The sequence below is a fragment of the Kocuria rosea genome, assembly GCF_006094695.1.
Taxonomy (GTDB): domain Bacteria; phylum Actinomycetota; class Actinomycetes; order Actinomycetales; family Micrococcaceae; genus Kocuria; species Kocuria rosea.
Window position 1 is genome coordinate 3,477,996 of sequence record NZ_CP035103.1, and the last position, 22,698, is coordinate 3,500,693.

The 22,698-nt window shown below is 74.2% G+C and carries 23 protein-coding genes; 12 read left to right on the top strand and 11 right to left on the bottom strand.

The genetic code is table 11. The features are described from left to right. The first annotated feature begins 79 nt into the window (after nt 1-79). Nucleotides 80-616 carry a hypothetical protein gene (locus EQG70_RS15895; RefSeq protein ID WP_017834730.1) on the top strand — a complete coding sequence of 179 codons (537 nt, stop codon included), beginning with the start codon at nt 80-82 and terminating at the stop codon, nt 614-616. Nucleotides 617-742: 126 nt separating this feature from the next. Continuing rightward, a complete protein-coding gene (locus EQG70_RS15900) occupies nt 743-1,066 on the top strand; it encodes a hypothetical protein (protein WP_017834729.1) in 324 nt (107 codons plus the stop codon). On the opposite strand, the gene EQG70_RS15905 is transcribed toward EQG70_RS15900, so the two are convergent. From EQG70_RS15905 to EQG70_RS15925, 5 genes are all read right to left on the bottom strand, one after another. Beyond that, nucleotides 1,041-1,568, bottom strand: a complete 528-nt coding sequence (locus tag EQG70_RS15905; protein ID WP_043739643.1) for an Lrp/AsnC family transcriptional regulator — start codon at nt 1,566-1,568, stop codon at nt 1,041-1,043. The two genes, EQG70_RS15900 and EQG70_RS15905, sit on opposite strands and share 26 nt — an antisense overlap. Before the next feature lie 319 nt (nt 1,569-1,887). After that, nucleotides 1,888-2,907 carry a permease prefix domain 1-containing protein gene (locus tag EQG70_RS15910; protein WP_109268326.1) on the bottom strand — a complete coding sequence of 340 codons (1,020 nt, stop codon included), beginning with the start codon at nt 2,905-2,907 and terminating at the stop codon, nt 1,888-1,890. 5 nt (nt 2,908-2,912) lie between these two features. Beyond that, complete coding sequence (locus tag EQG70_RS15915; RefSeq protein WP_031283698.1) at nt 2,913-3,269, bottom strand: PadR family transcriptional regulator; 357 nt, start codon at nt 3,267-3,269, stop codon at nt 2,913-2,915. 81 nt (nt 3,270-3,350) lie between these two features. Continuing rightward, a complete protein-coding gene (locus EQG70_RS15920) occupies nt 3,351-4,142 on the bottom strand; it encodes a nitroreductase family protein (protein ID WP_109268327.1) in 792 nt (263 codons plus the stop codon). A gap of 25 nt (nt 4,143-4,167) precedes the next feature. Beyond that, complete coding sequence (locus EQG70_RS15925; RefSeq protein WP_017834724.1) at nt 4,168-4,554, bottom strand: hypothetical protein; 387 nt, start codon at nt 4,552-4,554, stop codon at nt 4,168-4,170. 129 nt (nt 4,555-4,683) lie between these two features. Here EQG70_RS15925 and EQG70_RS15930 point away from each other — a divergent pair, with 129 nt between their 5' ends. The 5 genes from EQG70_RS15930 to EQG70_RS18210 all read left to right on the top strand — a co-directional run bounded on the left by EQG70_RS15930 (nt 4,684) and on the right by EQG70_RS18210 (nt 10,630). Then, on the top strand, nt 4,684-5,451 hold the full coding sequence (locus EQG70_RS15930) for a methyltransferase domain-containing protein (RefSeq protein ID WP_109268328.1): 768 nt from the start codon (nt 4,684-4,686) through the stop codon (nt 5,449-5,451). A 50-nt stretch (nt 5,452-5,501) separates the two neighbouring features. Beyond that, entirely contained in the window at nt 5,502-6,740 is a 1,239-nt protein-coding gene (locus EQG70_RS15935) for an NAD-dependent epimerase/dehydratase family protein (RefSeq protein ID WP_109268329.1), read from the top strand. A gap of 8 nt (nt 6,741-6,748) precedes the next feature. Next, nucleotides 6,749-7,906: a glycosyltransferase gene (locus EQG70_RS15940; protein WP_167508923.1), complete on the top strand. Its 1,158-nt coding sequence runs from the start codon at nt 6,749-6,751 to the stop codon at nt 7,904-7,906. A gap of 113 nt (nt 7,907-8,019) precedes the next feature. Further along, nucleotides 8,020-9,429, top strand: a complete 1,410-nt coding sequence (locus EQG70_RS15945) for an MBL fold metallo-hydrolase (RefSeq protein WP_109268331.1) — start codon at nt 8,020-8,022, stop codon at nt 9,427-9,429. Between the two features lie 418 nt (nt 9,430-9,847). Then, nucleotides 9,848-10,630 (top strand): hypothetical protein, encoded by a 783-nt coding sequence (locus EQG70_RS18210; protein ID WP_167508924.1) that lies wholly within the window; start codon nt 9,848-9,850, stop codon nt 10,628-10,630. A gap of 49 nt (nt 10,631-10,679) precedes the next feature. Here EQG70_RS18210 and EQG70_RS15955 read toward each other — a convergent pair whose 3' ends face one another. After that, nucleotides 10,680-11,762, bottom strand: a complete 1,083-nt coding sequence (locus tag EQG70_RS15955) for an FUSC family protein (protein WP_109243135.1) — start codon at nt 11,760-11,762, stop codon at nt 10,680-10,682. Nucleotides 11,763-11,843: 81 nt separating this feature from the next. Between EQG70_RS15955 and EQG70_RS15960 the strand changes: the two genes are divergently transcribed. After that, nucleotides 11,844-12,254 carry a fluoride efflux transporter FluC gene (locus tag EQG70_RS15960; protein WP_095650291.1) on the top strand — a complete coding sequence of 137 codons (411 nt, stop codon included), beginning with the start codon at nt 11,844-11,846 and terminating at the stop codon, nt 12,252-12,254. After that, nucleotides 12,251-12,622 (top strand): fluoride efflux transporter FluC, encoded by a 372-nt coding sequence (locus EQG70_RS15965; RefSeq protein WP_035923369.1) that lies wholly within the window; start codon nt 12,251-12,253, stop codon nt 12,620-12,622. The genes EQG70_RS15960 and EQG70_RS15965 overlap by 4 nt, the downstream gene beginning before the upstream one ends. A 20-nt stretch (nt 12,623-12,642) precedes the next feature. Here EQG70_RS15965 and EQG70_RS18795 read toward each other — a convergent pair whose 3' ends face one another. From EQG70_RS18795 to EQG70_RS15985, 4 genes are all read right to left on the bottom strand, one after another. Continuing rightward, nucleotides 12,643-14,406: a dipeptide ABC transporter ATP-binding protein gene (locus EQG70_RS18795; protein ID WP_109268333.1), complete on the bottom strand. Its 1,764-nt coding sequence runs from the start codon at nt 14,404-14,406 to the stop codon at nt 12,643-12,645. Between the two features lie 13 nt (nt 14,407-14,419). Continuing rightward, complete coding sequence (locus tag EQG70_RS15975; protein WP_017834715.1) at nt 14,420-15,382, bottom strand: ABC transporter permease; 963 nt, start codon at nt 15,380-15,382, stop codon at nt 14,420-14,422. Next, entirely contained in the window at nt 15,379-16,383 is a 1,005-nt protein-coding gene (locus EQG70_RS15980; protein WP_017834714.1) for an ABC transporter permease, read from the bottom strand. The genes EQG70_RS15975 and EQG70_RS15980 overlap by 4 nt, the downstream gene beginning before the upstream one ends. Before the next feature lie 97 nt (nt 16,384-16,480). Then, nucleotides 16,481-18,175: an ABC transporter substrate-binding protein gene (locus EQG70_RS15985; RefSeq protein ID WP_109268334.1), complete on the bottom strand. Its 1,695-nt coding sequence runs from the start codon at nt 18,173-18,175 to the stop codon at nt 16,481-16,483. 288 nt (nt 18,176-18,463) lie between these two features. On the opposite strand from EQG70_RS15985, the gene EQG70_RS15990 reads away from it, so the two are divergent. Further along, nucleotides 18,464-18,721, top strand: coding sequence for a DUF6480 family protein (locus EQG70_RS15990; RefSeq protein ID WP_017834712.1), 258 nt, complete (start codon nt 18,464-18,466; stop codon nt 18,719-18,721). A 66-nt stretch (nt 18,722-18,787) separates the two neighbouring features. Here the strand turns inward: EQG70_RS15990 and EQG70_RS15995 are convergent, their stop codons facing one another. Next, a complete protein-coding gene (locus tag EQG70_RS15995; RefSeq protein WP_109268335.1) occupies nt 18,788-19,651 on the bottom strand; it encodes a VOC family protein in 864 nt (287 codons plus the stop codon). Between the two features lie 282 nt (nt 19,652-19,933). Here EQG70_RS15995 and EQG70_RS16000 point away from each other — a divergent pair, with 282 nt between their 5' ends. Further along, a complete protein-coding gene (locus EQG70_RS16000; protein WP_017834710.1) occupies nt 19,934-20,932 on the top strand; it encodes a zinc-dependent alcohol dehydrogenase family protein in 999 nt (332 codons plus the stop codon). A 164-nt stretch (nt 20,933-21,096) separates the two neighbouring features. Further along, nucleotides 21,097-22,683, top strand: a complete 1,587-nt coding sequence (locus EQG70_RS16005; protein ID WP_109268336.1) for a DUF4389 domain-containing protein — start codon at nt 21,097-21,099, stop codon at nt 22,681-22,683. Nucleotides 22,684-22,698 lie beyond the last annotated feature (15 nt).

Consider the following 22,698-nt stretch of genomic DNA (forward strand, 5'->3'; position numbering starts at 1 on the left):
CGGTTCGAGAAGTTCCCCTCCGGACCCCGGGCAGGAACCGCCGGCACCCACGAAATCTCTGTCCCGCAGGAGACCCGAAATGTCCATCGAAACCAGCACGACCGCAGCCCCGCAGCCGGCCGGCGCCCGCCGCCACGCCCGCAAGGCGGTGCTGTCCCTGGCCTCCCTGACCCTGGCCGCAGGCGCCCTGCCGCTGCTGGGCGCCCCGGCCCAGGCCGCACCGGCCCAGGCCGCCTCGACGCAGTCCTCGGTGCTCGAGACGGCGTCGCACAAGCCCCACCAGAAGCACTGCTCGGTCGACGCCCACAAGCCGTCCTGGACGTGGCACCACGGGAAGAAGTACGTCAAGTACCCCTTCCACGTGAAGTGCCACAAGGGATACAAGGTGGAGGTCAAGCAGTACTACTACGCGGTGGACAAGCACGACCACCACTACTACACCGGCGGCCACCACGACTACTACTGGGGCGGCTCCTGGGGCGGCGAGCACTGGAAGCACCTGGACCACCACGACGCCAAGAAGGTCTACCACGTGGTCAAGTACCGCTACTACGACGGCAAGCACTGGTCCCCCTGGTACCAGGAGACCAGCCACTGGACCGGTCTCGGCCACTGACCGGACGGCACCGGGGGCCGGCCGGACACCGGACGACCCCCGGACCGCTCCTCCTCCCGACGCCCCCGAGGCCGTCCCCCGGCACTGCGCGCGGGGGACGGCCTCCCGACACCACAAGAGCCGATCATGGACCTCACCCATCAGCACCCCGCCGCCAGGGCCTGGGACCTCGCTCCCGGCGACACCTTCCACGGGCGCACCATCACGGCCGTTCGCGGCGTGGTGGGACTCGCCCTCAGCCCGGTGGCCGTCATCTCCTTCACGGAGGACGACCGGGAGCACCGCGCCCAGGCCCGGATCGGCGCCGCCCACTGCGAGACGCACCAGCACTACGACGACATCATGCTCAGCGCCCGCGCGTGGGTCCGCACCCACGGCCTGCACGAGGGGGACGCCGTGGACCTGGACCGGCTGCGCGCCGAGGTCATGGGCGCGGCCGCCCGGAACTGACCCCGCCCCTCCCCAGGACCTCGTCCCCCGCGAGCAGCGGCGCCACCCGGTACGGGATGACCGTGCGCAGGAACATGCTCGTGGAGGTCCGCAGGATGCCGGGGCACAGCCGGATCTCCTCGGAGACCCGGTAGAGGTCCTCGGGATCCTTCGCCACCACCCGGCACAGCAGGTCCGTCTGCCCCGCGGGGGCGAACACCTCGATGACCTGCGGGATCGCCTGCAGTCCCGCGATCGCCTCGTCGAGCTGGTGCTGGTCGAGCTCCACGGCCACGCTCGCGGCCAGGCCGTAGCCGAGCGCCGCGGGCGTCACCCGGGTGCTGTGCGGGCGCAGCGCGGGGCTCGCGCGGTAGCGCTCGAGCCGGGCGTGGATCGTCCCGCGCGCCAGACCGGTGCGCTGGGCCAGGGCCAGCACCGTCATCCGCGGGTCCTCGTCCAGCGCCGCCAGGATCCTCCGGTCCGTCGCGTCCAGCGGACCCGCTGCCGCCCCGCCGTTCGTCATGCTGACCACCGCAGCCCCACTTCCCCGCCTCGATCTGATCGATCTGACCGGTTCCAGAGTAGACGTTTGCGCACAGTGCCGACCAGGGTGTCGAATGATGGTCACACGATGCGCCACCTGACCCGGTTCGGTGCATCCCGGCCGGCGCCGGTCGCCCACGAGGCGTCCCGCGTCCCGCGCTGCCCGGCACCCCGCGGCGGCAGAGGCCCCCTTCCGGCCCGCGGGAGCTCCTCGGAGCTCCCGCGGGCCGAGTGCTGCCACCGGCTCAGTGCTCCCGCGGACAGGAGCGGCGGGCGCCTTCGCCGGTGGGCGCCGCCGCTCAGCGCCGCCGGCCCGTCGACCGGCGGCAGGCGAGGAAGCTCGCCACGAGGTCCCAGACGGTGACGACCACCACGAGCGCGACCCCGATCTGCGCGAACTCCTCGCCCACCCAGCCGCGCTCGCGGAAGACCGGGTTCACCACGGACTCGGTGCGCAGCACGGTGATGAGCAGCGCGGCCATGGCGAGGTCCAGGACGGCGCCGACCCCGAACAGCGCCCAGGACCAGCGGCGGCGGAAGAAGCGCAGCAGCTCCCACCCCCAGGCCAGCAGCACGATCCCCAGGTAGAGCGGCACCCAGGGCGTCCACACGGCGGGGTCGAGCAGGGGCTCGCCGGCGAGCGGGCCCTCACGGAGCAGCGGCCGCGAGAGCAGGAACGGCGCGGCGAAGGCCAGGCCCAGGGCGATGGTGGCCCAGACCAGCTCCCCCACGGTCGAGTCCCGCTCCGGGCGCGGCGGCGGCAGCTGCTCGACCGTCCAGCGCGGGGGCGCCTCCGCCGCCGCCCCGGTCTCCCCCCGGGAGCCGCGCTCCACCGCCTCCGCGACCTCCGTACGCTCCACCACGGCGAAGACGACGACGGCGATGCCCGCCCCCATGAGCGCCCCCTGGATCGCGGCACCGACCGCGGGGGCGAGCGAGAGCACGAGGTAGGTGACCAGGTCCTCGCGCCCCGCCTCCCCGAAGAGCCGGCCGATCAGGGTGAGCCCGCCGAAGAGGCCGGCCAGGACGGGCACCAGGACCTTCAGCAGCTCGAGGAAGTCGTGGTAGTGCTCGGGCCCGATCAGGTGCCGCGGGCCGGGGCCGTAGTCCTCGGCCAGCAGGGCGGGGTCGCCGAGCTCCTCGAGGGCGCGGCGCTCCGCCTCGGCCGGCGGGAGGCCGTGCGCCACGCCGTCGTCGACCATGTCGGCGACGGTGCCCCGCAGCTCCCGGGACACGTCCTCGCGGGCTCGGGGCGGCAGGCGCCGGGCGACCTCGTGGAGATAGCTCTCGGTGCGCGGGGGGAGGGTGCTGGCGGACATGGCGATCAGTCCTCGGGACGAGTGGGGCGGGCGAGGGTGGACAGGGCGGCGTGCAGCCGGAGCCGCTCGGCCTCGAGGGCGTCCCGGACACGGGCCCCCGGACCGGTGATCCGGTAGAACTTACGGGGCCGGGACTCGTCGGTGTTCCAGTCGCTCTCGAGCAGGCCCTGCGCCTCGAGCCGGCGCAGCAGCGGGTAGAGCGTGTTGGCCTCGACGTCGAGCCCCGCGTCACCGAGGGTCCGGAGCAGGGCGTAGCCGTAGCGGGGCTCGTCCAGGACGAGCAGGCAGGCCAGGACCACCGTGCCGCGGCGCAGCTCCTGGAAGTGGGAGGCCACGATCGGGTCGCTCGGTTCAGCTGCCATGACCACACGATAGTGTGTGTCACACACTAATGGAAGAGCCGCCCGCCCCACGCCGCGGCTCTCGTCGCCGGCGGGCGGCGCTCAGTCGTCCCAGCCCTCCTGCGGCGTGGCGCAGGACTCCCGGAAGACGTACTGGGAGATCCGGCGCCGCTCCCGGCTGGACCAGTCGATGGCCGGGCGGCGGTGCTCCTCGGGGACGTAGCCCAGGCGGTAGACGGCCATGAGCTCGAGGTCCTCGGGCACGTCCAGCAGGTTCACGACCTCGGCCCACCGGGCGGGCGCCTCCATGGGGAAGGAGATGAACTGGATGCCCATGCCGAGCTCCACGGTGGTCAGCCAGAGGTTCTCCATGGCCGCGCCCATCGAGAACAGCGAGTAGAACCCGGAGAGCTCCCCGGGCCGGTACTCGCGGCGGTCGAGCATCACGCCGATCAGCAGGGGGGAGCCCGCCACGAGCTTGTGGTTCTCCGCGCCCAGGGTCTGGGGCACCCGCAGCCGGTTCATCATCGCCTGCCCGCCCGGGGTGAACGCCTTCTTGGTGAAGGGGCGCAGCACCGCGGGCAGCTTGTCGAAGAGCATCCCGAAGCGCTGCTCCTCCATCTCCTGCCTGCTGAAGCGGAAGTAGCGCTTGTACCGGTCGAAGAAGCTCCCCTCGGCCATCACCTGCGTCATCGAGTCGGCGCTGATCCGGGCGATCCGGTCGATGGTCCCCCGGTCCTCGACCAGCACGAAGCGCCACGGCTGGCTGTTGAACTGGGAGGGTGCGGCCGCCGCCGTGCGCAGCAGCAGCTTCTGATGCTCCGGGGACACCCGGTCCGGCAGGAACGGGCCGTTGGTGGTGCGGCGGTTGAAGACGACGTCGAGGAACTCCATGTGCTCTCCGGTCAGGTCGGGCGGCTCAGCCGGCGCGGGCGGCGCGGGCTCGGAACAGGGCGGTGGCGTAGAACGGCGCCGCGGACAGCGCGGCGAGCGCGTGGCGGCGCGGGTGCCCCTGGGCGGGCGTGCCGAGGTGCGGCAGGGCGGCCAGGGGCAGCAGCGCCGGCGCCAGGGCCCGGCCCGCCGCGCGCCCGGAGGCGGAGGAGGAGCCGGCGGCGAGGACCGCGGCCAGCGCCGTCGTCGTGGTGGTGGTGACGTAGAGGGCGTGGTGGATCCAGCGGAACCGGCCCGTGCGCACGATCCCGGCGCCGACGGAGGCCCCCAGGGCGGCGTTGGCGGCCCAGCACGCGCTCGCGAGGCCGATCCACGGGCCGGGTCGCGAGCCCACGGCGTGCACGGTGTGTCCCACGCGGTCCCCTCCTGCCGTCCGGTCCTGCCCGGCACCGGCCGGGAGCCCCAGTCTAGTGACGGCACCCCGCGCCGCCCCCGGCCCGCCGTGCTCCTTGGCGGATCGTGTCGGCCCGCGGAGAATGGGCAGATGCCCTCCGTCCAGCCGCGCGCCCGGCCCGACCTCTCCCGGCGGGACGCCGAGCTGCGCGAGCTCATGGACGACCCCTGCTGCGACCTCGCCGCGCTGCGGCGCACCTACGCACGCTTCGACGTGGTCAACTCCCTGGTCGCCGGGTGGGCCGCGACCTACCGGCGCCGGATCCGGCCCCTGGCCGTGCCCGGCCGGCCGCTGACCCTCCTGGACGTCGGCGCCGGCGGCGGGGACGTGGCACGCGCCCTGGCCCGGTGGGCGCAGCGGGACGGGATCGACCTGCGGGTCACCGGCATCGACCCGGACGCCCGCGCCCACGAGTGGGCCTCGGCGCGGACCCGCCGCTGGTCGGCCCGGCACCCGCGGGCAGTGCCCCCGGTCTTCCGGCGGGTCACCAGCCGGGAGCTGGTCGCGGCCGGCGAGACGTTCGACGTGGTGGTCTCCAACCACCTGCTCCACCACCTGGACCCGGGGCCGGTGCGGGACCTCGCGGCGGACTCGGAGCACCTGGCCGGCCGGCTCGTGCTGCACAACGACCTCGTGCGCAGCCCGGCGGCCTACCGGCTGTACTCGGTGGGCGTGCTGCCCCTGGCCCCGGGCTCCTTCCTGCGCACCGACGGGCTGCGGTCCCTGCGCCGTGCCTACCTGCCCCACGAGCTGCGCGAGCTGACCGGTCCGGGCTGGGAGGTGCTCCCCGGTTCGTTCGGGCACCAGCAGCTGGTCCAGGACCGTTCACTCGCGGTTCACGTGCGTCCTCCACGCTGAGCGCGAGACCGACACGACGGGCCCGGCAGCGGCCCGGGAACGGAGCACCAGTGAAGATCGCGATCCTCGGCGGCGACGGCTTCTGCGGCTGGCCCGCGGCCCTGCACCTGTCCGCGCGCGGCCACGACGTGGTGGTGGTCGACAACTTCTCCCGCCGCGCCATCGACGTCCGGCTCGGGACGGAGTCGCTGACGCCCATCCGCGGCCTCGACGAGCGCCGCGCGGCCTGGCAGGAGCTGACGGGCCGGCGGATCGGGGTCGCCGAGATCGACCTCGCCGAGGACTACGAGGCGTTCCTCGACCTCCTGGTCATCGAGCGCCCGGACGCCGTGGTGCACTTCGCGGAGCAGCGGGCGGCACCGTACTCCATGCGCACCCCGGCCACCAAGCGCTACACCGTGGACAACAACGTCGGCGCCACGCACAACGTGCTGTGCGCGGTCGTGGAGTCCGGGCTGGACGTCCACGTGGTGCACCTGGGCACCATGGGGGTCTACGGGTACGGCACCGCCGGGATGCGCATCCCGGAGGGCTACCTGGACGTGGAGGTCCCCGGACCGCACGGCACGGTGCCCCAGCAGATCCTCTACCCCTCCCGCCCCGGCTCGCTGTACCACATGACCAAGGTCCTGGACCAGACCATGTTCGCGTTCTACGCCAGGAACGACCGCCTGCGGATCACCGACCTGCACCAGGGCATCGTCTGGGGCACCGGCACCGCGGAGACGGCGCTCGACGAGCGGCTCGTCACCCGCTTCGACTACGACGGCGACTACGGCACGGTGCTCAACCGCTTCCTCGTCCAGGCGGCGGTCGGCCACCCGCTGACCGTGCACGGCACCGGCGGGCAGACCCGGGCGTTCATCCACCTCCAGGACATGGTCCGGTGCGTGGAGCTGGCCCTGCTCCACCCCCCGGCGGCCGGCGACCGCGTGAAGATCTTCAACCAGATGACGGAGACCCACCGGGTCCGCGACCTCGCGGAGCTCGTGGCCGGACTCACCGGCGCCGAGGTGGAGATGGTCCCCAACCCCCGGCAGGAGTCCGCGGAGAACGACCTGCACGTGGACAACGACGCGTTCCTGGACCTCGGCCTGCGGCCCACCACCCTGTCGGAGGGGCTGCTGCTCGAGGTCGAGCGGACCGCCGTGCGCTGGGCCCACCGCGTGGACCGCTCCCGCATCCCGGCGACGTCCGTGTGGAACGCCCGCCGGCGCCCGGGGATCCCGGCGCGGCTGGCCCGCTCCGCGGTCCCGTCCACGCCCGCGCCCATGTCCGCGGGCGCCTGAGCCGGCGGATGCGGATCGCGCTCTGGACGGACGTCTTCGCCCCGAACGTCGACGGGGTGGTGACGCGCCTGACCCGCACCCTCGAGGAGCTCGGGGACCTCGGCCACGAGGTGCTCGTGCTCACGCCGGGGGATCCGCCCGGGCACTGGGGTCCGCACCGGGTGGTCAGGGCCCCGTCCGTGACGTTCCCCTGGTACCGGGACGTCCGGGGAGGCCTGCCGTCCCCGCGCACGGAGCGGGCCGTGTCGGCGTTCCGCCCCGACGTGGTGCACGCCGTGAACCCGGTGTGGTTCGGCGCGTGGGGCGCGCTCTCCGCGCGGACGCGGGACCTGCCGCTGCTGGCGTCCTTCCACACCGACGTGCCGCAGTACCTGAGCGTGTTCGGGCACGGGCTCGGCGCCCTGCGCCGGCCCGTGGAGCGGTGGATCCGCACGACCCACAACCTCGCCGAGGTCAACCTGTGCACGTCGGGGCCCATGGTGGACCGGGCCGCGGCCCTGGGCGTGCGCCGCGTGGCGCTGTGGCCCAAGGGCGTGGACACCGCCCTGTTCCACCCCGCCAAAGCCTCCGCCGCGATGCGGTCCCGGCTCACCGGCGGGCACCCCGGGGAGCGGCTGGTGCTCTCCGTGGGGCGGCTGTCGAGGGAGAAGAACGTGGCGGCGCTGCTCGAGCCGATCCGGCGACTGCCCGGCACCCGGCTCGCCGTGGTGGGCGACGGCCCGCACCGGCCCGAGCTCGAACGGCGCTTCGCGGGCACCCCCACGGTCTTCCCGGGCCGGCTCGCCGGAGAGGAGCTGGCGGCCGCCTACGCCTCGGCGGACGTGCTCGCGTTCCCGTCCACCACCGAGACGCTGGGTCTCGTGGCCCTGGAGTCCCTGGCGAGCGGGGTGCCGGTGGTCGGCGCCCGGGCCGGCGGCATCCCGTTCGCGGTGGCCCACGGGCGGACGGGGCTGCTCGTGCCGCCCGGCGACGCGGACGCGCTCACCGCCGGCCTGGCCCGGCTGCTCGACGACGCGGCCCTGCGCGCGCGGATGGGCGCCGCCGGCCGCGCGGAGGCCGAGGGCCTCGGCTGGCGGGCCGCGACGGAGTTCCTCGTGGCCTCCTACGAGGAGGCGGTCCGCCGGCACCGGAGCCGCCGGCCGGCGCCCCGGCACCCCTCCGACTAGATACCCCCGGGGGTACTTGCGCTATACCCCCAGGGGTATTATCGTTGTGCTCAGGACGACGCGGGAACCCCTTCCGGACACGCGTCATCAGCCATCGAACGAAGGAGAATCCCATGCTGATCGAGCGCATCTACGACGAGGACCTCGCCCAGGCCAGCTACTTCATCGGGTGCCAGCGCACCGGCCAGGCGCTGGTGGTCGACGCCCGCCGCGACATCGACGTCTACCGGGACATGGCCGCGAAGAACGGCATGGAGATCACCGCCGTCACCGAGACCCACATCCACGCCGACTACCTCTCCGGCACCCGCGAGCTGGCCGCGGCCACCGGCGCGGACATCCACGTCTCCGGCGAGGGCGGGGAGGACTGGCAGTACGAGTTCGAGGCCGCCCGCCTGCACGACGGCGACGAGATCCGCATCGGCAACATCGTGGTGGCCGCGGTGCACACCCCGGGCCACACCCCCGAGCACCTGTCCTTCCTGGTCACCGACGGCGCCTTCGCCGACGCCCCGGGCTACCTGCTCACCGGCGACTTCGTGTTCTCCGGCGACCTGGGCCGCCCGGACCTGCTGGACGAGGCCGCCGGTGGGGTGGACACCCGCTTCCTCGGCGCGAAGCAGATGTTCGCCAGCCTCAAGGAGAAGTTCCTCACCCTGCCCGACCACGTCCAGGTCTTTCCCGGCCACGGCGCGGGCTCGGCCTGCGGCAAGGCCCTGGGCGCGATCCCGTCGACCACGGTGGGCTACGAGCGCCTCTACGCCTGGTGGGGCCCCTACCTGGCGGCCGACGACGAGGCCGGCTTCGTCGCCGAGCTGCTCGACGGCCAGCCGGACGCCCCGTTCTACTTCGGCCGGATGAAGAACCAGAACCGCCGGGGCCCGGCCGTCATGGGCGAGCGGGCACCCCTGCCCGAGCTCGACCCGCAGCAGGTCGCACAGCGGCTGGCGGCCGGCGAGGTGACCTTCGTGGACACCCGCTCCGCGGACGAGGTGCACGCCGGGACCGTGACCGGGGCGCTGAACATCCCGGCAGGGAAGTCCATCGCGACCTTCGGAGCCTGGGCCGTGAACCCCGAGGCCGACGACCGGCCGCTGGTGCTGCTGGCCCCGGATCAGGAGGCCGCCCAGGAGTTCTGGGACCACCTGGTGCGCGTGGGCATCGACGCCGTGGCCGGCTACGTCACCGGGATCGATGGCCTGCCGCAGACCACCCCGCGGCTGGTCTCCCCCGAGGAGGTCGAGACCTTCGACAAGTCCGTCCTGCTGGACGTGCGCGCCGTGAGCGAGCACACCGCCGGCCACATCCCCGGCTCCACCCAGCTGCACGGCGGCCGGGTCCTGTGGAACCTGGACCGGCTCCCGGAGCAGGGCACGATCGTGACCTACTGCCAGAGCGGGCTGCGCAGCTCGGTCGTGGCCTCGACCCTGCGCCACGCCGGCTACGACGTGGTGGAGCTCGAGGGCTCCTACGCCGCCTGGTCCGCCGGGCAGGAGGCCCTGGAGACCACCCCCGCCGGCTGAGCCCCGCCCCCCCTCGGACGGCAGCCCCGCCCCTGACGCCGCGTCCCCCCGGTGCCACCGCACCGGGGGGACGCGGCGTCCTGCGTACCCGGCTCCCGTCCTGTGCGCGCAGGACGGCAACCGGGGACACCCAGGGCGCGCAGGACGCCGCCGGAGCCCAGCGGCCGGGGCCCGTACGCGGCCGGCCCGTTCACTATTGTCAACACGGACTACCGGCAAGTAGTTTGACGGCACAGCAGTCCGTCGGACGCGCTCCGGATCTCCGCGAGCTCCGCGGTGCACGCCGCACGACCAGCAGCACGACATTTCCTGTCGCCCCCGCCGCCGCGCGGACCGGCGACGCGGGGGGAGGTCCTGCCGCGCGCTGCCGGCCGCGGGGCGACCCCGGGGCGACGACCGAGCACAGGAGACACCGGACATGACTGCTGGAAAGACATGGGCGGCCACGGGCGCCACCGCCGCGATGCTGGCCGGAGGCCTCCTCCTCGGGGCCCCGGCGGCCGTCGCGGCCCCGGGGGACCCCGCCTGCCTGCAGGCCACGGCACAGCTGGACGCGGCGCTGGCGGGCGCCGGGCTCTCCCCCGAGTCGCTCGGGGCGCTCGACCTCTCGGCCGAGGCCGTGTCCGCCGCCGAGGCGCAGTACGCCGCGCTCGTCGAGGGCGCCGGCGGACCCAGCCTGCAGGAGCTGGAGGCGGCCGCGGCCGCGCTGATGGCGGCCCAGGAGTCCGGCGACGCGGAGGCCGTCGCCCTGGCCGAGGCCCGACTGGTGGAGCTCGACCAGCAGCTCACCATTGCGCTCGGCACGCTCGACCCCGCCGTCGCGGAGCAGGCCGTCGCCGAGGCCTCCGTGGCGTTCGAGGCGCTGCTGGCCGAGCTGGCCCTCGACGAGAGCGCGGTCGACCAGTTCCTCGTGCTCCTCGAGCAGGCCGTCCTGGCCTGCGAGGCGCCCGCCGCCCCGGCCCCCGTGGCGCCGGTGCTCCCGGCCCCGGCGGAGCCCGCCCCGGCCCCCGTCGTGGCGGCGCCCGTCGAGGTGCCCGCCGAGACCGCGCCGGTGGAGGTCAACCCGGGCCTCAACATGCAGACGGCCGTCGCGGAGCCGGAGCAGCGTCCCGGCGCCGGCCTGGCCGCGGGCCTGCTCGCCGCGGGGATCGCCGCGAGCGCGGCGGGCGCGCTGCGCCTGCGGCGGCGCAGCCGGTCCTGAGCCGCCCGCCGTCCCGGTGGCCCCACGGGCCCCGGGACGGCGGAGACCCCTATCCCCGGGTCACGGCGCTGCTGCCGGCCGTCGGGGCGGTCGGCGGGTCCAGGACCGCCACGAGCCGGGCGAGGTCCTGGGCCGCGGCCATGACGAGCCGGTCCTCCGCCCGGGAGGGGTCGGTCAGATCGGAGTGGAGCCGGCCCACCAGGGAGCGGACCCGCTCGGCGGCCTCCTCCGGATCCTCATCCGCGGCCCACGCCCGCACCGCGTCGGCGGCGGACTGCACCGCCTCGCCGAGCCGGGCGGTCAGGGCCGCGGGCACCAGCCAGTCGTGCGCCTGGTGGTCGTAGAGCTCGCGCACCGCGTCCGTGAAGCCCCGGAGGTGGAAGATGACGTTCTCGAGCTTCAGCAGGGAGTCGTAGCCGGGGTCCCCCGGGTCCGCGGCGGGTCGCCGCCGCCGCCGGAGCACCATCCGGGGGTTGCCGCGGGCGCTGCGCGCCGACTCGTCGACCGCCTCGCGCACCTCGCCGGTGATCCGCACCAGGGAGTGGTTGCGCCGGCGCCAGTCCCGTCCCCCGGTGGTCCCGGGCTCGGCGAGCTCCCCGGCGACGTCCTCGAGGTAGTCGACGACGACGTTCTGCAGCCGGTCGAGCTGCAGGCGGGCCGTGCGGAAGTCCAGGGGCGGGAGGACCGTCACGTTGACGAGCAGCCCGATCGCCACGCCCACCGACATCTGGACGAGGAAGCCCGCCGAGAAGCCCTCGGCGTCCTGGCCGCCGACGATGAGGACGAACAGGGCGCCGACCGGGACGTACTCTGCCCCGGCCCCGAGCCGGCGGATGCCCGCCAGGAGCACGCCCACGCCGACCGCCACCGAGACCGTCACGAGGTTGGGGTCACCCACCAGCAGGACTCCTGCGGCCAGCATGATGCCCAGGGCGATGCCGGCCACCGTCTGCAGCCCCGCGCGCACCGAGCCCAGCACGGTCGGGTACATCGCGGAGATCGCGCCCAGCGGGGCGTAGTACGGGTAGTCGTCGATCACCCCGGGCATCCGCTGGGCCACGACCCAGGACAGGGCCACGGCGAGCGAGGTCTTGAGGGCCAGGAGGATCCGGGCGCCGCGTATCGTCTGCACCCGGACATCCTACGGACCGGCCGGTAGGATCGAGCCCGCCGACCGCTCCCCCCGGGGAGCCCGCCCCCGAGGAGCACCCCCATGAGCCGACCGCCGCACCGGCGCCTGCTGCTGGTCCTCGCCGTGGGAGCCGGCGGGGCGCTGGGCACCGGCGCCCGCCACGGTCTCGCCCAGCTGGTGCCGACGGTGGCCGGCTGGCCCCTGGCCACCCTGACCGCGAACCTGCTCGGGGCGTTCCTGCTGGGGATGCTCCTGGAGGTCCTCCTGCGGCGCGGTGCGGAGACCCCCCGCGGGATGCTGCTGCGCCTCGGCGCGGGCACCGGGGCGCTGGGCGGCTTCACGACGTTCTCCTCGCTCGCCCTCGAGACGGAGCGGCTGCTGACCGGCGGGGCCGCGGGACAGGCGCTGGCCTACGTGGGGATCTCGCTGTTCTGCGGGTTCCTGGCGTGCCTCGCCGGCACCGTCCTCGCGGCCCGCGGGCGGCGCGCGTGACCGCCCTGCTGATCTGCCTCCTCGGCGGACTGGGCGCGATGGCCCGGTTCGCGGTGGACGGGACCGTGCGACAGCGGTGGGGGACGTCCTTCCCCGCCGGGACCGTGGTCGTCAACGTGAGCGGCTCGTTCCTGGCCGGCCTCCTGTCCGGGGCCGCACTGGCCGGGGTGCTGGGCGGGCCCGCGGCGTCGGTCGCCGTGATCGGCTTCTGCGGCGGCTACACCACCTTCTCCACGGCGATGGCCGACACCGTGCGCCTGGTCCGGGACGGCAGGACGCTCCGGGCGGTGCTCAACGCCGCGGGCACCGGCGCGCTGACCGTGCTCGCGGTGCTCACGGGGCTGGCCGCGACCGCACCGCTGCGCTGAGCGCGGCCGCCCGGCCGGTCTCAGACCCCTACGCGCAGCTCGTTGCCGGGGATGGAGGCCAGCAGCTGCCGGGTGTACGGGTGCTGCGGGTCGGTGAAGATCTCCTCGCTGGCGCCGGCCTCCACCAGCCGGCCGTCCTTCATCACGCACACCTCGTCCGAGATCAGCCGGACCACCGCGAGGTCGTGCGAGATGAACAGGTAGGACAGCCCGAACTCGTCCTGGAGCCGCCCCAGCAGGTCCAGGATCTGCTTCTGCACGAGCACGTCGAGCGCGGACACCGGCTCGTCGCACACGATCAGCTCCGGCTGCAGGGCGAGCGCCCGGGCGATCGCCACGCGCTGGCGCTGGCCGCCGGAGAGCTCGTTGGGGTAGCGGCTGACCGTCGAGGGCGGCAGGGCGACCTCCTCGAGCAGCCACTTCACCCGGTCCTGGCGCTCCGCCCGGGTGCCGCGGCCGTAGGTGGACAGCGGCTCCTCGACGATCCGCCCGATCGTGAACATCGGGTTGAGGGACGAGTACGGGTCCTGGAAGATCGGCTGGACCCGCTGCCGGAACGCGGCCAGCTGCCTGCCCCGGAGTCCTGTCACGTCCTGGCCGTCGAAGCGGATCGACCCGGAGGTGGGCTCGTAGAGCTTCAGCAGCATCCGCGCCGTCGTCGTCTTCCCCGACCCGGACTCGCCCACGATCGCCACGGTCCTGCCGCGGGGCACCGTGAGGGAGACGTCCTGGACCGCGGTGAAGTCCGCCTGGCCCAGCCGCCCCTTGAAGACCTTGGTGAGGTTCTCGATCACCACCAGCGGCTCCCGGGCGGCGGCCCCGGCCGCCTCCTGGGCGGCGGGGGCCGCGACGCCTCCCGCCGTCGGGCCCGAGGCCGACGGACCGGCCGCCGCCGGAGCCGCCGCCGTCGTCCCCGCTCCCGTCCGGCCCGGCGACGGGGCGTTCTGCCGGCCCACCCGGGCCGCGGCCACCGAGGGCGCCGCCTGCACGAGGCGGCGGGTGTACTCGTCCTGCGGGTCCTCGAGCACCCGGGCGGACGGGCCGGCCTCGACGATCCGCCCGCGGTGCATCACCACGATGTCCTGGGCGCGCTCCGCGGCCAGGCCCAGGTCGTGGGTGATGAGCAGTACGGACGTGCCGATCTCCTCGGTCATCCGCTCGATCTGGTCCAGGATGGTGCGCTGCACGGTGACGTCGAGGGCGGACGTCGGCTCGTCGGCGATGAGCAGCCGCGGCCGGCAGGCGAGCCCGATCGCGATGAGCGCGCGCTGGCGCATGCCCCCGGAGAACTCGTGCGGGTACTGCCGGGCGCGCCGCTCGGGCTCGGGCAGCCCCGCGGCCGCGAGCGCCGCCACGACCTTCTCGTCCACGTCCCGGCGGGTGGCCAGTCCGTGCACGAGCAGGGTCTCGGCCACCTGGCGGCCGACCGTGGTCACGGGGTTGAGGTTGGACATGGGGTCCTGCGGGACGAGACCGATCTGCCGGCCGCGGATCCGCCGCATCCGCGCCTCGTCCAGGCCCACGAGCTCCTGGCCCGCGAAGCGGACGGAGCCGCCGGTCACCCGGCCGTTGCCGGGCAGCAGCCCGATCACGGACATGGCGGTGGTGGACTTGCCCGAGCCGGACTCCCCCACGATGGCGAGGGTCCGGCCCTCGCGCAGGATCAGGGACGCCTCGTGGACGGCCTGGATCGGTCCGTTCATCGTGCTGAAGGCCACGGCGAGGTTCCCGACCTCGAGCAGCGGGGCGGGGTCCGCCCCCGGGGCGTGGTTCTCCGGTCTCATCGGTCGGTGCACCTCACGCGGTTCGTGACTTGGGGTCGAGGGACTCGCGCAGGGACTCCCCCAGCAGGGTGAAGCCCAGGGCGGTGACGGCGATGCACAGGCCGGGCAGGAACGCCAGCTGCGGGGCGATCGACAGCTCGGCCTGGGCGTAGGTGAGCATGCGGCCCCACTCCGCCGTCTGCGGCACGCCGCCGCCCAGGCCCAGGAAGGACAGGGCGGCCGCGTCGATCACCGCGGTGGCCAGCGTCAGGGTGCCCTGGACGATGACCGGCCCGGTGCTGTTGGGCAGCAGGTGGCTCATGGTGATGGTGCGGCGGGACAGGCCCAGGGTCTGGGCGGCGAGGATGTAGTCGGCGCCCCGCTGGGACAGCATCGAGGAGCGCAGCAGGCGGGCGAAGATGGGCACCTGGGAGGCGCCGATCGCGATCATCACGGCCCACTGGCTCTGCCCCATGATCGCGGCGATGGACACCGCGAGCAGCAGGTTGGGCACGGAGAGCAGGATGTCCACGAAGCGCATGATCACGCTGTCCACCCAGCCGCCGAGGCCGCCGGCCAGCAGGCCGAGGACCATTCCGCCGACCAGGCCCAGGGCGGTGGAGACCACCCCGATCACCAGGGAGGCGCGGGCCCCCCAGATCAGCTTGGACAGCAGGTCCCCGCCGAAGCGGTCCAGGCCCAGCGGATAGCCCTCGACCTCGCCGGGGCCGGGGATGGTGGTGGGGGTGATCTCGGTGCGCCCGGGCAGCTCCTCGCCGCCGAACGGGGCGAGCCACGGGGCCAGGAGGGCCACGAGCAGGAAGACGCCGACGATCACGGCCCCGGCGATGGCCGCGGGATTGCGGCGCAGCCGGCGGAAGGCGTCCTTCCACAGGCTCGTGCCGACCGCCGCGGTGGTGCCCGGGGTGGTCGTGACGGCCTCGGGGCCCTCGGTGTGCGAGGGGCCGGAGGGGGCAGGAGGAAGTGTGGCGCTCACTGGACACGCACCCGGGGGTCGATGAGGCTGTAGGAGATGTCCACCAGCAGGTTGATCAGGGAGTAGGCCAGGGCGATGAAGATGATGAAGCCCTGCAGCACGGGGTAGTCGAGGGTGAAGATCGCGTCCCGCAGGAATCGGCCGATGCCGTTGAACGCGAAGACGGTCTCGGTGAGCACGGCCCCGGAGATCAGCAGGCCGGTCTGCAGGCCGATGGTGGTGACCACGGGGAGCATGGCGTTGCGCAGGATGTAGCGGCCGCGGATCAGACCGCGCGTCAGGCCCTTGGCGCGGGCGGTGCGCACGTAGTCCGCGCTCTGGACCTCCAGCACCGAGGCCCGGGTGATGCGCACGATGATCGCCAGCGGGATGGTGCCCAGGGCCACACCCGGCAGGACCAGGTGCAGGAGCGCGTCCCACGCCGCGTCCCACTCGCCGGTGAGGAGGCCGTCGAGGACGAAGAAGTTGGTGTGGTGCGTCGCGTCGATGCGCGGGTCCTGCCGTCCGTCCGCCGGGAAGAGCGGGACCTGGATCGCGAGCAGCCACTTGAGGATGAACGCCAGGAAGAACACGGGGACGGTGACGCCCAGCAGGGACAGCACCACCGAGGAGTGGTCCAGGAGCCTGCCGCGGTGGCGGGCGGCCACGTAGCCGAGCGGGACCCCGATGCCCACGGCGAAGACCAGCGCCACGAGCGAGAGCTCCAGGGTGGCGGGGAAGCGGGTGAGGAACTCCTCGACCACGGGCCGGCCGGTCACGATGGAGGCGCCGAAGTCCCCCCGGAGGAGCTGGCCCGTGTAGACGACGTACTGCTCGAGCAGGGGGCGGTCGAAGCCGTAGACCTCGTTGATGCGGGCCACGGCCTCGGGGGTGGCCTTGTCCCCCAGCAGGGCGGTGGCCGGCCCGCCGGGCAGGGCGCGGACCCACGCGAAGAGCAGGACCGACAGGCCGAGGAGGGTGGGGACGAGCAGGGCGAGCCGCTTGCCGATGACGCGGAGCATTCCGGTCCTTCCGGACGGAGAGGGGCAGAGGGGAGGACCGCCGGGAGGACGGCGGGGGCGGCCCGGGGCGGCGCGCTGCGCCGCCCCGGACCCGGGCTCACTCGCTGAGCTCGATCCTGTTGAAGACCTCGTCGTTGACCGGGCTCACCGGGTAGGACTCCACCCGGGGATCGAAGGCCAGCGACGGCGCCGGGTTGGCCAGGGGCACCGCCGGCAGCAGCTGCATGATCTGCTCGTTGATGTCCTCGTAGACCGGCGTCTGCTCCTCGACGCTGGTCAGCTCGCGGGCCTCGGCCAGCGCCCGGAACAGCTCGGGCTCCGCGAAGCCGAACTCGGGCTTCTCCCGGCCGAAGAACACGCCCACGAAGTTGTCGGTGTCGTTGTAGTCGCCGGTCCAGCCGAGCAGGTGCAGGTCGTGGTCCGCGGTGCCGTTGATGCGGTCGAGGTAGTCCGGGGACCACTTGTCCGGCTGCGGGTTCACGGTGATGCCCACCTCCTCCAGCTGCGCGGTGAGCGTGGTGAACGTCTGCTCGGGGTTCGGCATGTAGGGGCGGGAGACGCCGGTCGGGTAGCTGAAGTCCAGCTCCAGGCCGTCGGCGTAGCCGGCCTCCGCGAGCAGCTCGCGGGCCCGCTCGGGGTCGTACTCGTACTCGGTGACGTCCTCGTTGTAGCCGTTGACGGACTCCGGGATGAACTGGGTGGCCACCGTGGTGCCCTCGGGCAGCGTCTGGGAGACCAGGGCCTCCTTGTCGATGGCGTGCGCGATGGCGCGGCGGACGTCGACGTCCGCGAGCTCCTCCTGCGCCTGGTTGAAGCCGAGGTACAGGATCGTGAACGGGTCGCGGGTGACCACGTTGTAGCCGGCGTCCGTCAGGGCCTGGGTGTCGGCCGGGGCCACCAGGTCGTACCCGTCCACGCTGCCGGACTCGAGCGCCTGGCGGCGGGCCTGGGGGTCGTCGATGATCCGGAAGATCACGTCGGTGACCTGGCCCTGCTCGCCCCAGTAGTCGTCGTGGGCGGCCAGGACCACCTGGTTGCCCACGTCCCAGGAGTCGAACCGGAACGGCCCGGTGCCCACCGGGTGGCCCTGGGCGTACTCGGAGAGCTCCGGGGACTCCTCCGTGCCGCCGGCGGTGTCCGCGCCGTACTCCTCGAGGGCCGTGGGGGACTGCATGGCGAACGCCGGCAGGGACAGGGCGGCGATGAAACCGGCGAACGGCTTGTTCAGGGTCACCTCGGCCTCCCCCTCCCCCGTGGCCTCGCAGCCGGAGTAGATGGCGTCCTCGGGGGCGTCCGCGAAGCCCTTGAACAGCGAGCCGTAGTAGTAGGCCATGTTCTCGGACTGCAGGAGGCCCTCGAAGTTGTACCAGCGCTCGAAGTTCGCACAGACGGCCTCGGCGTCGAACGCCGTGCCGTCGTGGAAGGTGACGCCCTCCCGGAGCTGGAACGTGTAGGTCCGCCCGTCCTCGGACTGCTCCCACGACTCGGCGAGCAGGGGCTCGGGGTCCGCCGAGCCCTCCTTCACGCCCACGAGACCCTCGAAGATCTGACGGGAGACGCGGAAGGACTCCCCGTCCTGCGCGAACGCCGGGTCGAGGGTCTTGGGGTCGGACGACGCCGCGAAGACGAACGTGCCGTCGACGTCGCCGCCGCCGGCGGCCTGGGTGGCGTCGGCTCCTCCCTCCTCGCGGTCCGAGGAGAGGCATCCGGTGAGGACGAGGGCGGCCACGGCGGCCAGGGAGGTGACGGCGAGGGGGCGGCGGGCGCGCACCGGACGGAATGGCGTGGACATGAACGGACTCCTCGAGGGGCGAGCGGCAGGACCGGCTCCGGGTGGCGGAGCGGGGACGCGGGTCCCCGGACTGCCGGCAGGCGTGTGACGGGTACCACACGGTACAAGTGATACCACGAGTTGCACTCAAGTCATCTCATGCCCGCGTGGCGGGCATGTTTCCGATCGCGCACACCGGTTCGTCCGTTCCCGGCGCACCCGGGCGACCCCGACCGTTTCACCAGCAAGCTTGCTATTCTGCTGGGAGCACCCGTTCCAGCACGTCCCACCGGAAGAGAGCAGGACCCCGTGGCCGAGATCAATCCCGAGCAGGCACGCAACGACCCGAAGAAGGCCGGTGACGCCCTGAACGAGGAGTCCGGCCTGAGCATCGAGGGCGACACCCCTCCCGACGCCGGCTCGGGCGTGGGCCCCACCAACCCCGAGCTCGACGTCGACCGGCCCGGCGACTCCTCGAAGGGGAAGCTCGCGCTGGCCGTCATCATCGGCCTCGTGGCGCTGTTCGTGGTGCTGTGGTTCGTCGGCGCCGTCGTCGGGATGTTCTGAGCCCGCCGACCTGAGGCACCCGACCGTCCCGGCCCGCCGCCGGGCGGGGGCGGGCCGGGACGGCGCTCACGGCCGGCCGGCGTCCCCGTCGGCGCCGTCGTCGTCCGGGTCGGCGTCCTCGTCGTCCTCCTCCGTCCAGTCCTCCGAGGACGGGCCCATCATGGCGAAGCGCTCGCCGTCCGGGCCGGCGGCGAACACCAGCTCCCCGTAGCCGAACTCCTCCGGCTCCTGGACCAGCGCGCCCCCCGCGGCGACGACGCGCTCGGCGGCGGTGTCGGCGTCGTCGACCTCGAAGCAGACCCACCACAGCGGCGGCGCCTCCTGCAGGTGGTCGACGTCCTCGGCGGCCACGCCGATGCCGCCGGCCGAACGGTCCATGCCCGGGACCGTGAACACCGCGTACGCCTCGTGCCGCGTCCCGATGTCCTGGTACGTGTAGCCGAAGACCTCGGCGTAGAACCGCTCGGCGGCCGCTTGGTCGGTGGTCAGGAGGTCGCACCAGGCCACCGTCCCGTGCTTGCCGACGATGCTGAACCCGGTGTGCTCCTGCGGCTGCCACACCCCGAAGGCCGCCCCCGTGGGGTCGATCCACACGCCCATGGTGCCGAAGCTGCCCACCGCCATCGGCTCGAACAGCTGCCGGGCACCGGCCGCCACCGCGGCCCTGCCCGTGGCCACGATGTCGTCGGACGCGAGGTAGACCGCCCACGCGTGCGGGTCGTCCTCCATCTCGGGCAGCGCGGGGGACATCCCCGCCACCGGCTGGCCGTCCACCAGGGCGTTGCAGTAGCCGCCGTACTCCGGGTCCGAGGGCGTGAACCGCCACCCGAGCACGCTCGCGTAGAAGTCCATGGAACGGTCCAGGTCCGAGACCATGATGTCCGCCCAGCACGGAGCCCCCGTGGGCCATCGGTCGATGCGCTCGGTCATCCCTGAGTCCTCTCGTCGCGCGCCGGATCGGGTTCCGCCCGGGTGCCTGCGACGCGGGCCGCACCCGCGCGGGCCTTCGTCCCCCCATGCTCGTCCCCCACGTCCCGATTGGGAACACCTCCCGCCGAGAAGCGGGGGCGGCCCGCCCGGCCCCGGGCTCCGGGGCCGTGCATTAACATTCCTCGTTTCCTGACGGCGCCCCCGATCCGTTCCTAGACTCGGAGCCAGGACAGGGGTCACGGCCGCGGCCGGAGCCCTCCCCGGGGGATCGACGAGGACAGCATGCGTGCGTGGTGGATCGATGAGCCCGGTCCCGCGGCCGGCGGGCCGATGCGCTTCGGGCAGTGCCCCGACCCCGTGCCGGGGCCCGGGGAGCTGCTCCTCCGGGTGCGGGCCTGCGGGGTGTGCCGCACCGACCTGCACCTCGTGGAGGGCGACCTCCCGCTGCACCGGGCGGGGGTGATCCCGGGCCACGAGATCGTCGGCGAGGTGGTGGGCGCGGGTCCCGGCTGCGCCCGGTTCCGGAAGGGCGAGCGCGTGGGCGTCGCGTGGCTGCGGCACACCTGCGGCCGCTGCCGGTTCTGCCGCCGCGGCCGGGAGAACCTCTGCACCGCCCCGCGCTTCACCGGGTGGGACCAGGACGGCGGCTACGCGGAGCTCACCCTGGCCCCGGAGGCCTTCGCCTACCGTCTGCCCGAGGAGTTCGACGACGAGCACGCGGCCCCCCTGCTGTGCGCCGGGATCATCGGCTACCGGGCGCTGCGGCGGGCCCAGCTGCCGCCCGGGGGCCGGCTGGGCATCTACGGCTTCGGCGCGTCCGCCCACCTCGCCGCCCAGGTGGCCCTGCACCAGGGCGCGGAGGTCCACGTCATGACCCGCTCGGAGGCGGCGCGCGAGCTGGCCCGCGACCTGGGCGCCGCCTTCGTGGGGGAGGCCGACGAGCCTCCCCCGGTGCCGCTGGACGCGGCGATCCTCTTCGCCCCCGTGGGCACCCTCGTCCCCCCGGCGCTGCGGGCCCTGGACCGGGGCGGCACCCTGGCCGTCGCCGGGATCCACCTCAGCGACGTCCCGGCCCTCGACTACGCCGCGGAGCTCTTCCAGGAGCGGCAGCTGTGCAGCGTGACCGCCAACACCCGGCAGGACGGCGAGGAGTTCCTGCGGCTGGCCGCCCGGCTGGGGCTGCGGCCCACCACCGTCCCCTACCCCCTGCGCGCCGCGGACCGGGCCCTCGCCGACCTGGCCGCGGACCGGATCACGGGGGCCGCCGTCCTGCGCGGGTGAGCCCCGGCCCCACAGGCCCCGGGCCCGGCCGGGACCGAACCGCACCGCAGGGACCGCACCGCAGGGCAGCGGACCCGGGAAGCACATCGAAGAGACCACCCGCCGACATCCCGCGGACGCCCCGCACCGGGCTCCGGCCACCGTCCGACTCCTCAGGAGCTCCTGTGAACGAGCATCCCGCCTCCCGCCCACCCCGTCCGGCCGACCGGCAGGACGCTCCGCGCCGCACCAGACCCGGGCAGTGGGTGCTGCTGGTCCTGGGCACCCTGCTGACCGCCCTGGGCCTGGCGGCGCTCGTGAGCGGTCTGGTCCTCGCCGGCGCGGCCGCGGCCCAGCAGGACGGGCGCTTCCTCACCGCGTCCCCGGACCGGCACCAGACCATCACCTACGCCCTGGTGGGCCCGCCCGCCGTGCTCGACGTCGGCGACGCCCAGCTCTCCCCCGTGCCCTTCCTCGACCAGCTCGGCAGGGTGCAGGTGCGCGTGACGGCCGCCGACCCGCAGCAGGACATCTTCGTGGGCGTGGCCGAGACCGCCGACGTCGACCGGTACCTCGACGGCGTCGCCCACGCCGAGCTCGGCCGCGCCACGGAGTCCGGGGACGACACGCGGGCCCGGGTGCCCGGCGAGCGGGTGCCCGACCGGCCCGGGAACCAGACCTTCTGGGCCGACTCGGACCAGGGCCCCGGCACCCGGGAGCTGACCCTGGACCTGCGCTCGGGCAGCTGGACGCTCGTGGTGATGAACGCCGACGCCACCCGGCCGGTCTGGGCGGACCTGCAGCTCGGGGCGCGCTCCGACCTCCTGGGCCCCCTGGCCGGCGGCCAGCTGGTCGGCGGGCTGGCCGGGCTGGTCGTGGGTCTCCCGCTGCTGCTGCTCGGCGCCGCCGGACTCGGCCGGGACATCGACCCGCGCACCCCGCCGCGCGGCACGGGCCCGGGCGCGGCCCTCGCCGAGGACCCGGGGCGGGACCGGACCCCGCCGCCGGTCTCGCCCGTGCGCCTGACCGGCTTCCTCGACGCGGGGCTGTCCCGGTGGCTGTGGCTGGTCAAGTGGCTGCTGGTGATCCCGCACCTGATCGTGCTGGCCGTGCTGTGGTTCGCCCTGGTGGTCACCACGGTCGCCGCCGGGTTCGCCATCCTGTTCACGGGCCGGTACCCGCCCTCGTGGTTCTCCTTCAGCGTGGGGGTCCTGCGGTGGAGCTGGCGGGTGGCGTTCTACTCCTACTCGGCCCTGGGCACCGACCGGTACCCGCCCTTCACCCTGGCCCGTGCGGACCATCCGGCGCAGCTGGAGGTCGCCTACCCGGAGCGGCTCTCCCGCGGTCTCGTGCTCGTGAAGTGGTGGCTCCTGGCGATCCCGCACCTGCTGATCGTGGGGGTGCTCACGGGCGGAGGCACGTGGAGCACCACCCGCAGCGGCGACGACGGCACGACGACCACCAGCTGGGGACCGTCCCTGCTCGGGCTGCTCGTGCTGGTGGCCGCCGTGGTCCTGCTCTTCACGGGCCGGTACCGTCCCGAGCTGTTCGCGCTGGTCATGGGCATCAACCGCTGGGTCAACCGGGTCCTCGCCTACGTGCTGCTCCTGCGGGACGAGTACCCGCCGTTCCGGCTCGACCAGGGGCCGGTCGAGCCCCGGTCCCCCGCGGCGGCGCCGGTGCCCTGGTCCTCCCCGGTGCCCGACCGGCCGCACGACCGGCCGCAGGACCGGCCCGGGGACGGACCGGTCGACCAGGGACCGAACCGCTGACCGCACGGTCTCCCG